The sequence below is a fragment of the Mojavia sp. genome (assembly GCF_059505145.1).
Map to the genome: position 1 here is coordinate 142,213 of NZ_JCACKA010000063.1, position 13,477 is coordinate 155,689.

Below are 13,477 nucleotides of genomic sequence, written 5' to 3' on the forward strand. Positions count from 1 at the left end.
ACTGACTTAGCAGCAATTAAAAGTATTCTACCCGTGCGTCTAAACCATAAGAGCGTAACATTTTAGAGACTTTTTCTGCCTCTGCGCGATCGCCGAATCTGCCAGCATTTACATAATCTCCTAAACTGGATGTCTCCACAACCGGATTAGGTATATACTGACGTACTTTATTTAAAGTCTCAGCATTGTGAATAGGCACTACTACTACATAGCGATTGTTGTTATTAATAGCAGAATTATCCACCGCAGAGCTATTTAACCCTAATGCTTGCCAAGTTTGTGCATCTACAACCCCAGTCGGATTGAGCCGAGAATATTGCTGGAATGCATAGACATACGCTCTAGTGTTTTCACCAAAATAGCCATCAGGATTGGCGTTAAAGAAGCCTAATTGCAACAAACGCTCTTGAATTGCTTTAACATTTTCACCGCGATCGCCTATAGTCAGATAGTTTCTAGGCGATTGAGCTACTTGAATTGTAGGTGATTGAGCTACTTGAACTTGCGGATTATTAGCATATCTATTTTGCCAAACGCTTCGTACTGCCTGCAAAGCTTGTGCATCAGCTACCCCATCAACAGCTAGCTGGTAATCTCGCTGGAACCGGATGAGAGCATCTCTAGTCATAGGGCCAAAGTTGCCAGTGGGATTAGTTTTCAAGTACCCCAGATCCGCTAAATACTCTTGTAGTTCTCTTACTTGTTGAGTAGGAATACTGCTTGTAGCTGGAATTTTAGTCTGAGAATAACCCAGTAGTCTATTCCAAGTTTGTCGATTCACAATTCCATTTGCAGGTATGCCAGAATTTCGCTGAAATGCAATCACAGCATCACTGGTAATTCGTCCAAAATTACCAGTGGCAGTAGTATTAAAATAACCTAGCTGCTGCAAGCGCTGTTGCAACCTAGTCACTGCTGCGCCCTTGCTACCTTCAGAGAGAGTAGGATATTCACCACCTTGGTTTGCGTTCAGTGTTGCTTGTCTAGTTCTGGCCGGAACAACAGTATTAGTACGACTTCTAGAAGATTGCTGGGATCTAATCAATGCCTGCTGCGTCTGTGGCCCAAAATAGCCCGTAATTGGGCCATTAAAATAGCCTAACTGTTGCAAACGCTGTTGTAGCCTGATGACTTCTGGGCCTCTGCTACCCAATTGCAGATGACTGCGTACATTAGTAGAGGTTCTAGTCTGGCACGCTTGTTGCAGTGCGCTTTGAGTGCTGTTTCCGACAACCCCATCAGCAGGTAATCTTTTAGCTTGCTGGAAAGCGGTAACAGCCTGCTGGGTTAAGGGGCCAAATTGACCGTTTACTGGGCCACGAAAGTAGCCTATTTTTTTTAAACACCTTTGGATGTTTGCTACTTCAGTTCCATTACTTCCTACTTTCTCAAGTGCTAAAGTTTGCCCAGCTACACTCAGAAGTGTCATGGTCAACGCTACAGATAAAAAACGCATCCCAAACGCGCTAGACAGCTTTATCCAATTCAAGAATCTAAAATTAACTTGGACAGGAACAACCTCAAGGCTTTCAGTTGGTTTATAGGCTAAGGTGAGATGCAGATAACCAATAGTTCCCATAGATTTACTATTTTATCGAGTAATAAAAGTTACTTAATACAGAGTTTTCCGATATTATTTTAAGTATGTTTTTAAATAAAAGTAAATAATTTTACATTAGTTATAGAGATTTGTCTGTTATTTAAGGTAAAGGCTAGGTAATATTTTGTTAATCGTCAAAAACTAATGTGAGCAGTAGATATTTAGATGAGAGGGCAAATTATTGCTGTTTTTGGTAAATTACTTGAAATATTGCAATTTATTTAAAAAAAGGCTGCGATTTAATCGCAGCCTTTTTACGTAACTATTGTTATTGTTGTGCTTCCTCAGTATTCTCAATTTTTTTAGTATTACCTATTTTTACCCAACCTTCTTGCTCACCATTTTCTAGGCGAATCTTTTGCCAAGCTTTATCTTGACTTTCTTCCAAAATGACAACTTTTTGATTAAAAGCCGCTCCACCAACACGTTGAGCGTCTTGTTTTGGTTCTGCACGCAAACTTAAACCTTGAGACCAAGTAACTGTTCCTAGATAAGCTCCTGGCGGTAATGGTTTTGGCGATTCCTGAGCTTTGGGGGATTCAGTAGGATTGGCAGAGGGTGTTGGGCTAGAAGATGGTTCAGGCTGAGAAGTATTTGTAGCTTCTACTACGGTTGCTTTTGGAGATTGAGTTCTAAGCGCGGGATGATCATTCGCAAAAATCGGTTTGGTAGGGGGTATGGCAGTTCGATTCATAAAATAAAGTGCAGCTGCAACACCACTACCTATTAAGATGGCGATCGCCAAGAAAAACCCAAGTATAAATTTTAGTAGGCCAGAAAGCATAATTTATAACCTCATTTCTAATAGTGAATAGTCCATAGTAATTCATGATTAAAAATCCACTATTGACTTTGGAATTTAGACTAACTCATTCGGGACTTACGCACAAAGGTTGTCTGTTGAGATTGAGTGTAAGGGTGTAGGGATTTTAAATATTTACACCCCTATACCCCTAAACCCCTTATCCAAACCCTTGATGAGTACTGATCACTGTGTAAGTTTTATCATTAGCGTAGCTTGCCAAAGGTTTCGCTCAAAGGGCTGTGTTTCGATGCTAAACGCGCTCTCCCAGCAGCAGCCCATTCTTGTAATTGCTGAATTTGCTCCACAGCAGTCCGCGCCAGAGGAATAATCTGACTGGCCGCTTCTAAAATGTCATCATTACTAAAGTCTCGATTTTGGCTAAATCCTATATGCATCGCTTCAATCAAAGTTTGTTCAATCTCGGCTCCAGAAAAATCAGGTGTTTCATATGCTAGCCTATCGATGTCATAACTTTTTAAGTTATGCGGGCGCAGTCGAGATAAATGAACGTTAAAAATTGCTTTTCTTTCTTCTTGGGTGGGTAAACCGACAAAGAATATTTCATCAAATCGCCCTTTACGCAGCATTTCTGGTGGTAGGGCTTGGATATCGTTAGCGGTAGCAACGACAAATACAGGTGAGGTTTTTTCGGCTAACCAATTAATAAAAGTGCCAAATACGCGGCTAGTAGTTCCCGCATCACCTTTACTACCAAGTCCGGAAAAGGCTTTATCTATTTCATCAATCCACAAAACACAGGGAGCTAAAGCTTCAGCTACTTGAATCATTTGGCGAGTGCGGGATTCCGATTCCCCTACTAAACCACCAAATAACCGCCCTACATCTAGGCGCAGTAAAGGTAAATGCCAATGATGGGCGATCGCTTTTGCTGTTAAAGATTTTCCAGTTCCCTGAATACCCACCAACATTAAGCCACGGGGGTGCGGTAATCCGTATTGTCGCGCGCGTTCAGTAAATGAGCCTCCCCGACGCAGTAACCAATCTTTGAGGTTATCGAGTCCGCCAATATCAGAAATTTGCTCGGTGGCGGGGTAAAAGTCTAAAATTTGCGTTTGGCGAATAGTTTGGCGTTTTTCTTCTAAAACTAGATCCACATCTTCGGGTTGCAGTTCGCCATGAGTAGCGATCGCCCTGGCTAAAACTCGGCGAATTCTTTCCATTGAAAGCCCTTGACAAGAGCGCACCAAGTCATCCAAAACTTTGCCACCAAGGGAATTACCAGTAACTTGTAATAAACGTTCCACTTCCGTTTTAATTTCGGCGGCGGCGGGTAAGGGGAATTCCACAACTGTCAGCACTTCGGTTAAATCGTCAGGAATAGCAATACGCGGCGACAGCAAGACAATATTTTTCGGTTGCGACTTGAGAAGTCGAGCTAAATTGCGGAGTTTACGGGCGATCGCCACATCTTCTAAAAACCGATGATAGTCTCGTAGAATCAACACTGCTGGCGCAGAGGCTGGTAATTTCTCCACAAATTCTAAAGCTTGCAGGGGGTTACGTCTCCCAAACCCAGCATCATTAGGATTACCCTGGTAGCCATCGACAAAATCCCAGGTGTACACTGGGCGATTGCCTTGATTTGCTGCTTCTTCCCGGATCGCTGCTTCTACCCTTTCTTCCTCAAAGGTGGGAATATAAATCAAAGGGTAGCGGGCACGTAGCAGCAGTTTAAACTCTTCGCGGAAGTTCATAAAGTAGCTGTTAGTGGTTAGTTGCTATTGAACGCAATGTACAACTTTCTTTAAACAAAATCCCACTTCCTGTGATGTTATCGCTTCATCTCAAAATCAAAAAGTAGAGTGTGCTCAAGCGATCGCACCATCTAGCCAGCAGTGTATAGATCAATTTCAACACAGATGGTGATTGTGAAAGAAGGATCTCAAGCAAAGCGATCGCATCTATATTTGCTCTGTCCAAAGTTTTTTCTAATAGTTTAGATATAACTTATATTTTTTTCTTAATAATCTGACTTTACATGAAAAAAATTTGGGATTCGCTTTAAAATTTATTGTGCCGACACATTAAAATCAAGAGCCTGAGCTTGTATGGGAATGCTCACCTTGGAAATATGTATTCCATGTAAACAAAATGGACATCATATTACCATCTAGCCTATCCTTGTTTGCAAATCCCCTACATATTGAAAATCCACTCCTAGTTGATGGCAATTTGGACAGGCTAATGTTGAAATATTGGGCAAGTAATTATTAATTTTAGTAACTATAGATATCCATCCAAGAAAAATACTATAGCAGTCCTAAATGATACGTGAGAATGAATAAAGCCTCTAAAGCTTGTTAAATAAAGATTTTTATCTCAGCATTTTCTCACGAGTGATTCTGGATTGCTATATTTCTATCCTTTCTTCTCGGACTCATTTTGGCATTACCAATTTAATATCAGTAAATATTTCCAAACTTAGTTTAGAAATATTTATAGGGTACGTTAGGCGCTCTCTTGTAGTCTTATTAGAACTAAATAATTAATTGCGCCATAACGTACCAAATGGCATATTGACAAAGTTTACTATCCCGGAAGTTGCTTTTTCAGCGCTTCCAGCGAAGCCCAGCGATTATCAATCGACTCTTCCGAACTCCTAGCATCGCTACTAAGAATACCTGGGCAATTGAGGTTACAAAGTTGACGCTGGGGGATTGCTAGGCACATTTGCTCGTACAGCCATTCACTGGGATAAAAATAACCATCAGGTGGTAGGGTTTCTACCAAATCTTCCACAGCTACTTCCCTTTCTAAAGGCAAGTCTTGTGCTTGATTAGCTGTTTCATCTAACCAGATGACTTCCGTGGTATCGACTACCAAACGCTGATTGTATTGCTGTAAGCAGCGGTTACAAGTACAAGTAATAATTGCTTCTGCCTGCCCCGAAACTTCTAAGTAATTACCTTGATGCTGTACACGGATGAGACCACGAACAGGCGTTAACGTTTCCAGGCCAGGCAGAAAATCCTTAACTTGAATTTCCTCTGTCCGCTCCGGGGCTTTAGTTAGCTGCGGAATAAAAATTGCGTCCATAGGATTTGTGAGATATCCTCACGAAACGAAAATTATGCTATTTACCAGCAATTTTGCTGATGTTACAACTTTATTTTAGCTTTTAACAACAGAAGAGATTTGCACTCAAGTAGGCTTTACGGTGCGATCGCTGGACGAACCACAAGATGACGATGTGGTTCTTTACCGCGACTGAAGGTTTCCAAATCGCCAAACTCCTTCAAAAAAGTGTGAATTTGACGGCGTTCCGCAGAACTGAGCGATTTGATTTCTACTTCTTTACCTGTAGCTCTTACTTCTTGGGATGCAGCTTCTGCTAATGCCCGAATTTCCGCTTCTCTTTTGACGCGGTAGCCATTCAATTCAATAGTATAAGAGGCTTGCTCTTCCTGGGGTTGGTTTAAGTTGAGGACTGAATTAGCTAGATACTGAATTGCATCTAGCACCGAACCATCAGCACCAATCAAAATTCCGATTTGTTCTGGGTTGAGGTTCGTTTCATTAATAGTCAACCAATAATTATCCGGTTCTTCGGAGTCGCCGCCCTGAGGTTGGGCAGGTTCTAAATTACCCTCAACCTCAGCAGATACCCCAGTAAGTAACAGCAGTGTTTTTAACCACTGCTGCCCTCGCTGCATGGGACTGTTGCTCATGATCAATTTGTAGCCTTTTTCTTAGAACTTTTTGGCTCGAAGGGCAATGCCTTCTGCTCTGCCGTTGCTGCTTCTTTTTCCTGGGTTGCTACAATTTTTTGCAGTTCTTCCGGTAAGGGTTCGCGCGAGAGAATGAAAGTTTGCAGAGTTTGGAAGATATTTCCAATTACCATATACATCAAAACCCCAGCTGGCAGGGGGAAGAACAAAAACATCCCAGAAAAGATGACTGGGGTAATTTTGTTGACTGTCTCCTGCTGTGGATTGCCACCGCTAGAATTTTGCCCAGAGAGAATTTGGCTCACATAAAGACTGATACCGAAGAAGATAACCATAGCGACAATATCCCAGTGGATTGTGCCGTCGGGATCAGTTGCGCCTACCCTACCTAAGGCATCGATAAACAAAAATCCTTTATCTGCTGCTAGCCCCGGAATAGTGCCTTGAATGGTCACATCTCCGGGCTGTAAGGCTTCTATATTACCGTCAGCATCAATTTTGATTCTGTCTTCCCCTTTAGTAACTTTCCATTCGGGAAACAGCTTATTTTCTGGATGCTCCGCCAAGAGTACCTGAAATGGTTTGCCTTCCAGGGTTTGATATTGTATCTTGGTCTTTTCTCCTACTGCTAATTTGTTACCGCTAGGGAGGATAGCAGTAATGCGGGTATGTTCCCCATCAGCAATATAAATATTTTGGGGAGGAGTAGCAAAAGCTTGGGGTTGAATTCGTTCGATTTGTTCGGCGGGAAAGATTTGCAGGTTGACGTTGTAGTTAACTCCAGCAAATGGCGAACCCCGCAAAGTGGCAAACAGCGCTAGCAAAACTGGCATCTGCAACAGCAGTGGCAAACAGCCAGCAAGTGGATTGCCAAATTCTTTTTGGACATTGACCATTTCCTCTTGCTGCTTTTGCGGATCGTCTTTATAACGCTCTTTAACTTCTGCCATCCGCTTTTGCATCAGAGGCTGCACAATCCGCATCCGCCGCATACTCCGAATCGAACCAGCACTCAGGGGATAGAGCGCAAAGCGGACTATCAATGTTAAGGCAACGATCGCCAATCCATAGCTAGGCACTATGCCATAGAAAAAGTCTATGATTGGCAGCATCACGTTGTTCGAGAGAAACCCGATACCAAAATCCATTATTCTGAATTCAACCTGAGGTACTGTAAACTGAACTGAATCTAATTTATCTAAATCATGATTTATCCGCGACTATCATTTACTACGGATAGCCGCACATTCAAATTGCTGAGTCCTGAGTTTTGAGTAATGAGTGAGTAGGTAGTCAGGGATGATGAAAACTCAATTTACTTGGCCGAGTTATCTTATCTTAATGATTATTAACTGTTTGCGCCTGTATGGAGCATTACTCAGGACTCAAAACTCAGCACTGTCTAACTACTTAGCAGCAGTGGTGTATTGAGGATTTTTTGCAGCAACTCTTTCATTAATGTAGTCATAGACGGCCCGAAAATTGGGAACAGCTCGCATTTCCAAACGACTACCATTTCTCAGGGTTAGCACCATATCTCCCCAAATACCCAGACCACGAGGAACTTTGACGATTTTGACAATTTCTGAGTAAATTACGTCAGTGCGATCGCGTCCCATCCAACCTCCCATCACAGAAATCCGACGATCTGTAATGCGGTAGCGTAGCCACAATGCCCTGACAATTGCCCCAACTGACAACGGTATCCCCACGACGGTCAGCCCAATCAGCAGGTTGAGAATTAAATCTCCAACATGGGGGCCACCCTCATAATAAATATCTTCACGAATACCCATTGAGTACCTCAGCTTGTGCTAACAACTGCTCTAATTCTTGCAGAAATTCTTGGCTTACGCACTCTCGTTCTGCTGCTGTTGGTTTCACAATTACCACTAACCGCCATCCTGGTGACAATCTAGGTAATAACTGATACAAAGCTACTGCTATTTGCCGTTTTATTCGGTTGCGAACTACTGCACGCTTGCTAACTTTTGTGCTAATCGAAATGCCAATGCGTGTGCTGGCAAGATATGCTGCATCAGTTAGCTCTATATTCTTGGGGGCAGCATCCAAAGAAGGGTTGCCGGAAAATGACGGACGTAAGGCCCTCAATGTCAAATAAGAGCCATGACGCCGAATTCCTTCCCGGAAAACTGCCTGGAAATCTTGTCGGGATTTTAGCCGATTCGCCTTGGGCAAAGCCACATTTGCTCTTTTAGCCTAATAAACCCCTAAACACTGAGACGATACCGTCCTTTCTTTCTCCTGGCGCTGATGACGTTTCTTCCATCTGGTGTCCGCATCCTGGCACGAAAACCAGAGGTTCTTTTTCTCTTACGGCAAGTGCCGCCTAGCGTTCTCTGCATACTTTTCTCCTCTTAGGTGATATTTATAAAAAGTCACAATCTCTTATTATATCATTATTACAGCCAAACAATGATATTCCGGCAGATTCAGTGGTTAGTTAACAGACCGACAGCCAACAACTAACCACTGATAACAGTTTAATTAACGCTTAAAACCCATGTTCCCATGTAACGCAATAGTGGCACTTCACCAGGGGAAAGAACTTGGCAGTTGAAATAGTAAACTCCACCGAATGCAGGGTTTTTCACGTTAGATAACACCAACTCTACCCTACTACCTGCTGGTACTGGCTCTTCGGGAAAAATTTCAATCAACCCAGCTTCTTTATTCCACTTCACTTCCGAAAGAGGCACTTTTTTGTCTTTGACTCTGACCTCAATTCCTTTGGGGTCAAAACTTCCTTTGTAATAATCAGGGTACGTAATAGCAAATTGAGCAACGGCTAACTTCATTTTATTGGCTGGGATCCTTAGTAGATACCTATCCCAGTTATTAGCCTGTCCGCCAAAATCTAAGCGGTATGGCAGCTGATTTTCGCTTTTGACCCCGCTAAAAAGTGTTAATCCTGGTAAACCTTGCGCCCAGGTTATTGCTTGGAATCCTGTTAGCAGACAGCTAGTTACAGCTAAAGTTGAAAGTAAACGTCGCATAATTAGGCTCCTCCACCAGATAGGATGTTGGTTATTTAAATAACTAAAAGTTTAGCCTTCGTAAATAAACTTTACTACTGACTTTCTCAGAATGGACGTTAAATAGAAATAAAAAGTGCCATGCGCTCTAGAGATTGGATGTATAATACTTAGTAAATTTAGCAACTAACTTTATAAAAAACTCCCTAGCTTTACGGCCTAACTATTTTGTCAATGCCTAAGTCAATTTTCAACAAAATGGAAACACTAGGGAAATTTGATTGTGTTTCTGAATATGTATAAGTGTATCTAAATTGTAAGGTTTTTGTTATAAAAATTGAACCATATAACCAGCGATCGCCAGTTATCTTGGGCTAGATTAATTAAAACCAGCTTGGATAAAAATAGTAATCATTAAAAATCAATTGAAAATTTATCAAGCTTTTGTAATTAGATGCATATTGCAGTATGTAAGAAAGGAATACAAAATTTTTCAATCCCTAAAAGAAGCTGAAGACAAAGACGCAACATTTGGGAATCAACATAGGATGTGCAGTAGTATGTAAGCCTATTTGCAATTATCTGGGATTGTGACATCTGCAAGCGGCAAAGTGAGGCTTTGCCTGGGAAATAGAGAGTGAAAGAGGAAACTTCAAGGTTCAATCTACTAGAAAAAGCAATGGCTGCTAGTCCCCGCCTATGCACTATAAGTGTGGGGAATGGCTGATCAATAAAATTGCATAGTTGGCAGAGATTAGGTATTTATCTCCAGGAGATTTCATGAGAATAGCAGTTGCCAAAGAAATCGAAGTTGGTGAACGTCGTGTAGCATTAATTCCTGACACAGTTGCCCGATTAGTAAAACAAGGTTTAGAAGTTTGGGTAGAAACAGGTGTAGGAGAGCGAGCATTTTTTAGCGATTCTGCTTATGAGGCAGCAGGAGCCAAAATTATTGCCGATACTGTGACATTATGGGGTGAAGCAGATATTCTTTTGAAAGTCAGTCCGCCACAAGAACGGGAAGATGGACGTTCCGAAATTGACTTACTAAAGCAAGGAGCTGTATTAATTAGCTTTTTGAATCCATTAGGAAATCCTTTGGTGGTGCAGCAACTGGCAAATCGCCAAGTGACAGCCTTAAGTATGGAAATGATTCCCCGCACCACCAGGGCACAAAGCATGGATGCATTGTCCTCGCAAGCGTCCCTAGCAGGTTATAAATCCGTATTAATTGCCGCAGCAGCATTGCCGAAATATTTCCCGATGCTGACTACAGCCGCAGGTACAATCGCCCCAGCCAAAATATTTATCATGGGTGCTGGTGTAGCAGGATTGCAAGCGATCGCCACCGCTAGGCGCTTAGGAGCAGTAGTAGAAGCCTTTGATATCCGTCCTGCCGTCAAAGAAGAAGTCCAAAGCTTAGGGGCAAAATTCGTCGAAGTTAAACTCGAAGAAGAAACCGTCGCGGCTGGTGGCTACGCCAAAGAGATTTCTGAGGCTAGCAAACAGCGCACCCAGGAAATTGTTGCCGAACACGTCAAGAACGCCGATGTGGTGATTACTACCGCCCAAGTTCCTGGAAGAAAAGCGCCTTTGCTTGTCACTGAAGAAATGGTGGCTCAGATGAAGCCAGGTTCAGTAATTGTAGATTTAGCTGCCGAACAGGGCGGTAACTGCGCCTGCACCGATCCCGGCAAAGATATTGTTTGGAATGGTGTAACGATTATCGGGCCAATTAATCTCCCCTCATCAATGCCAGTTCACGCCAGCCAACTGTATGCTAAAAACGTGACATCGTTGATGCAATTGTTAATTAAAGATAAAGCTTTACAGGTTAACTTTGTCGACGACATCGTTGATGCGGCTTGCGTTACCCACGCAGGTGAAATTCGCTCTCAACGAGTACGCGATGCGCTACAAGCTATTAGCGGCGTAAAGACAACTTAATTTAGCAAAAGTAATAAGCAATGGGTAATGGGTAATTGCAAAAAAAACTGTTACTAATTACCAATTAGCAATTATCAAAAGGAGTTTTTATTTCATGACAGATGCATTGCTTGCTGCTTTATTTGTATTTGTCTTGGCATCGTTTATCGGCTTTGAAGTCATCAACAAAGTACCACCGACTTTACACACGCCTTTGATGTCAGGCTCAAATGCAATTTCCGGTATTGCTGTATTGGGAGCAATAGTAGCTTCCGGTGCTAGAGAGACAAATGTTTCGGTGATTCTTGGTTTGATTGCTGTCGTATTGGCAACAGTCAACGTTGTCGGTGGTTTCTTAGTCACAGATCGGATGTTGCAAATGTTTAAGAAAAAGGAGATTAAGGCGTGAGCGACTTTATACCAACTGGGATTCAACTGACGTACTTAGTCGCTGCATCCTTATTCATTCTGGGATTGAAAAAGCTGGGTTCACCCGCCACAGCACGAAATGGCAATATCATAGCAGCTGTGGGAATGCTGCTGGCGATCGTGGCGACAATGCTAGATCAGCATGTGTTGAATTACGAAATGATTTTGTTGGGCTTGGCGATTGGATCGGGAATTGGTGCGATCGCCGCTTACAAAGTTCAAATGACAGAAATGCCCCAAATGGTGGGTTTACTTAACGGTTTGGGTGGCGCTGCTTCCGCACTTGTCGCCGTTGCCGAATTCTGGCGATTATTGGATAGTTCGCAACCGATTCCCCTAGATGTCAACATTTCCATGCTGCTGGATGTGTTAATCGGTGGTGTTACCTTCACAGGCAGCTTTTTAGCCTTTGCAAAATTGCAAGGTTTAATCAGCGGTTCCCCGATTACATTTCCTTTCCAGCAACCATTTAACCTTCTGCTTCTGGGTGCTTATATAGCAGGTAGTGCTTACTTAATCATCACACCGGATAGCTTACCCATATTCTTAGGAGTCGTTGCGGTTTCCTTAGTGTTGGGTGTAATGTTCGTCATCCCCATTGGTGGTGGCGATATGCCTGTAGTCATTTCGCTGTTGAACTCCTTGTCAGGTGTAGCAGCATCAGCCGCCGGATTCGTGGTGATGAACAATATGTTGATCATCGCTGGGGCATTAGTGGGGGCCTCTGGCTTAATTCTCACCGAAATTATGTGTAAGGCGATGAACCGTTCTCTGTTCAGCGTGCTGTTCAGTGCTTTTGGCACAGGGAGTGCTGCTGGTGGTGGTGCTGCTGGTGGCGGTGCAACCGATCAAACCGTCCGCAGCATCGATCCCGAAGAAGGGGCAATGATGTTAGGTTATGCCCGTTCTGTGGTGATTGTGCCTGGTTATGGTATGGCAGTTGCCCAAGCGCAGCATAGCGTCCGGGAATTGTCAGATCAACTAGAACGGATGGGTGTTGATGTCAAGTACGCTATTCACCCCGTCGCTGGAAGAATGCCAGGACACATGAACGTGTTACTGGCTGAGGCAAATGTGCCTTATACCCAGTTGTATGACATGGAAGATATTAATCCCCAGTTTGATCAAGCGGATGTGGCTTTAGTAATTGGGGCAAATGATGTAGTAAATCCAGCAGCGCGGAGTGATGCTAATAGCCCAATTTATGGGATGCCAATTCTAGAAGTGGATAAGGCAAAGCAGACAATTGTGATTAAGCGCGGGATGAGTACAGGTTTTGCCGGTGTAGATAATGAGTTGTTCTACAAAGAGAAAACTACAATGCTTTTTGGTAGTGCTAAAGATATGGTGGCGAAGTTGGTTTCTGAAGTGAAGCAACTGTAAGAGAAACGAACCGCAGAGGCGCAAAGGGCGCGAAGTAAAGAAAGAATTAGAGAGTTGGTTTGCCTTGGAGGTGTGATGCTTCTGGGGCAAGTTTTTTATTTAGAGAATTGGCTCACGCCAAGGCGCAAAGATGCAAAGGAAAGAAAGAATTAAGAGATTCGACTTGTTTTGAAATTTAAAAATTTTTAAGCTAAGATTTTTAATTAAACTTTCAATTTTAATAATCTTGGTTAATACGGTTTAGAAATTCCTTCCATCTAGATACAAGTGCTGACTGACTTGGTTGATATTGAGAGCATATAAGTTTTCTACCATCCAATTTTTGATAATGAGTTTGTAAAACTTTTGGATGAAACTTCACTTCTAGAGATTCTGGGTTAATACCCAATAAATTTAGATCAAATAAAGTATGTAAGTCTGCACGTAACAAAAGCCCATTATCTGGATGATTATCATCAGTACCACGATAGGGTGAGATATGGGCAGCTTCTAAAACATCAAGTAGCTTTAACCCAGTAATCATACATTAATCGCCATAGCGTTGACGCAACAAGTCTCTAAATTTGGACTGTCCACGACGTTCTTTAATTTGACGAAATACAGTTTCACGTCTATCTTCCGTTACAGGAACATATTCAGAAGCTTCATC

14 protein-coding genes are annotated in these 13,477 nt (G+C 42.5%); 3 read left to right on the forward strand and 11 right to left on the reverse strand.

Features of this window, described 5'->3' with window-relative positions; genetic code table 11:
• Positions 1 to 16 precede the first annotated feature (16 nt).
• From AC5JL8_RS12920 to AC5JL8_RS12965, 10 genes are all read right to left on the reverse strand, one after another.
• Complete coding sequence (locus AC5JL8_RS12920) at positions 17 to 1,579, reverse strand: peptidoglycan-binding domain-containing protein (RefSeq protein ID WP_495880175.1); 1,563 nt, start codon at positions 1,577 to 1,579, stop codon at positions 17 to 19.
• 289 nt (positions 1,580 to 1,868) lie between these two features.
• Positions 1,869 to 2,384 carry an SH3 domain-containing protein gene (locus AC5JL8_RS12925; RefSeq protein ID WP_495880176.1) on the reverse strand — a complete coding sequence of 172 codons (516 nt, stop codon included), beginning with the start codon at positions 2,382 to 2,384 and terminating at the stop codon, positions 1,869 to 1,871.
• A 224-nt stretch (positions 2,385 to 2,608) separates the two neighbouring features.
• Positions 2,609 to 4,120, reverse strand: a complete 1,512-nt coding sequence (locus tag AC5JL8_RS12930; protein ID WP_495880177.1) for an AAA family ATPase — start codon at positions 4,118 to 4,120, stop codon at positions 2,609 to 2,611.
• Positions 4,121 to 4,955: 835 nt separating this feature from the next.
• Positions 4,956 to 5,462 carry a YceD family protein gene (locus AC5JL8_RS12935; RefSeq protein ID WP_495880178.1) on the reverse strand — a complete coding sequence of 169 codons (507 nt, stop codon included), beginning with the start codon at positions 5,460 to 5,462 and terminating at the stop codon, positions 4,956 to 4,958.
• Positions 5,463 to 5,578: 116 nt separating this feature from the next.
• Entirely contained in the window at positions 5,579 to 6,094 is a 516-nt protein-coding gene (locus tag AC5JL8_RS12940; RefSeq protein ID WP_495880179.1) for a Jag family protein, read from the reverse strand.
• Positions 6,095 to 6,096: 2 nt separating this feature from the next.
• Positions 6,097 to 7,242, reverse strand: coding sequence for a membrane protein insertase YidC (yidC, locus tag AC5JL8_RS12945; RefSeq protein ID WP_495880180.1), 1,146 nt, complete (start codon positions 7,240 to 7,242; stop codon positions 6,097 to 6,099).
• 258 nt (positions 7,243 to 7,500) lie between these two features.
• On the reverse strand, positions 7,501 to 7,890 hold the full coding sequence (locus AC5JL8_RS12950) for a PH domain-containing protein (RefSeq protein ID WP_495880181.1): 390 nt from the start codon (positions 7,888 to 7,890) through the stop codon (positions 7,501 to 7,503).
• Entirely contained in the window at positions 7,877 to 8,299 is a 423-nt protein-coding gene (rnpA, locus tag AC5JL8_RS12955; protein ID WP_495880182.1) for a ribonuclease P protein component, read from the reverse strand. The genes AC5JL8_RS12950 and rnpA overlap by 14 nt, the downstream gene beginning before the upstream one ends.
• Positions 8,300 to 8,325: 26 nt before the next feature.
• The gene (gene rpmH / locus AC5JL8_RS12960) at positions 8,326 to 8,460 is read right to left on the reverse strand and encodes a 50S ribosomal protein L34 (protein ID WP_190602644.1); all 135 of its coding nucleotides are present in this window, start codon (positions 8,458 to 8,460) and stop codon (positions 8,326 to 8,328) included.
• A 138-nt stretch (positions 8,461 to 8,598) separates the two neighbouring features.
• Entirely contained in the window at positions 8,599 to 9,111 is a 513-nt protein-coding gene (locus AC5JL8_RS12965) for a DUF2808 domain-containing protein (protein ID WP_495880183.1), read from the reverse strand.
• 759 nt (positions 9,112 to 9,870) lie between these two features.
• On the opposite strand from AC5JL8_RS12965, the gene AC5JL8_RS12970 reads away from it, so the two are divergent.
• The 3 genes from AC5JL8_RS12970 (at position 9,871) to AC5JL8_RS12980 (ending at position 12,828) form a co-directional block, all read left to right on the forward strand.
• Entirely contained in the window at positions 9,871 to 11,037 is a 1,167-nt protein-coding gene (locus AC5JL8_RS12970) for a Re/Si-specific NAD(P)(+) transhydrogenase subunit alpha (protein ID WP_495880184.1), read from the forward strand.
• Between the two features lie 94 nt (positions 11,038 to 11,131).
• The gene (locus AC5JL8_RS12975) at positions 11,132 to 11,425 is read left to right on the forward strand and encodes an NAD(P) transhydrogenase subunit alpha part 2 (protein WP_495880185.1); all 294 of its coding nucleotides are present in this window, start codon (positions 11,132 to 11,134) and stop codon (positions 11,423 to 11,425) included.
• Positions 11,422 to 12,828: an NAD(P)(+) transhydrogenase (Re/Si-specific) subunit beta gene (locus tag AC5JL8_RS12980; RefSeq protein WP_495880186.1), complete on the forward strand. Its 1,407-nt coding sequence runs from the start codon at positions 11,422 to 11,424 to the stop codon at positions 12,826 to 12,828. The genes AC5JL8_RS12975 and AC5JL8_RS12980 overlap by 4 nt, the downstream gene beginning before the upstream one ends.
• Before the next feature lie 217 nt (positions 12,829 to 13,045).
• Here AC5JL8_RS12980 and AC5JL8_RS12985 read toward each other — a convergent pair whose 3' ends face one another.
• The gene (locus tag AC5JL8_RS12985; RefSeq protein WP_495880187.1) at positions 13,046 to 13,351 is read right to left on the reverse strand and encodes an HNH endonuclease; all 306 of its coding nucleotides are present in this window, start codon (positions 13,349 to 13,351) and stop codon (positions 13,046 to 13,048) included.
• Positions 13,352 to 13,477 lie beyond the last annotated feature (126 nt).

Excerpts from the sequence above, each read along its gene's own strand:
- yidC (WP_495880180.1), bottom strand. The coding sequence starts at position 7,242 with ATGGATTTTGGTATCGGGTTTCTCTCGAACAACGTGATGCTGCCAATC.
- AC5JL8_RS12930 (WP_495880177.1), bottom strand. The coding sequence starts at position 4,120 with ATGAACTTCCGCGAAGAGTTTAAACTGCTGCTACGTGCCCGCTACCCT.
- AC5JL8_RS12970 (WP_495880184.1), top strand. The coding sequence starts at position 9,871 with ATGAGAATAGCAGTTGCCAAAGAAATCGAAGTTGGTGAACGTCGTGTA.
- AC5JL8_RS12935 (WP_495880178.1), bottom strand. The coding sequence starts at position 5,462 with ATGGACGCAATTTTTATTCCGCAGCTAACTAAAGCCCCGGAGCGGACA.
- AC5JL8_RS12975 (WP_495880185.1), top strand. The coding sequence starts at position 11,132 with ATGACAGATGCATTGCTTGCTGCTTTATTTGTATTTGTCTTGGCATCG.
- AC5JL8_RS12985 (WP_495880187.1), bottom strand. The coding sequence starts at position 13,351 with ATGATTACTGGGTTAAAGCTACTTGATGTTTTAGAAGCTGCCCATATC.
- rpmH (WP_190602644.1), bottom strand. The coding sequence starts at position 8,460 with ATGCAGAGAACGCTAGGCGGCACTTGCCGTAAGAGAAAAAGAACCTCT.
- AC5JL8_RS12920 (WP_495880175.1), bottom strand. The coding sequence starts at position 1,579 with ATGGGAACTATTGGTTATCTGCATCTCACCTTAGCCTATAAACCAACT.
- AC5JL8_RS12940 (WP_495880179.1), bottom strand. The coding sequence starts at position 6,094 with ATGAGCAACAGTCCCATGCAGCGAGGGCAGCAGTGGTTAAAAACACTG.
- AC5JL8_RS12950 (WP_495880181.1), bottom strand. The coding sequence starts at position 7,890 with ATGGGTATTCGTGAAGATATTTATTATGAGGGTGGCCCCCATGTTGGA.
- AC5JL8_RS12965 (WP_495880183.1), bottom strand. The coding sequence starts at position 9,111 with ATGCGACGTTTACTTTCAACTTTAGCTGTAACTAGCTGTCTGCTAACA.
- AC5JL8_RS12925 (WP_495880176.1), bottom strand. The coding sequence starts at position 2,384 with ATGCTTTCTGGCCTACTAAAATTTATACTTGGGTTTTTCTTGGCGATC.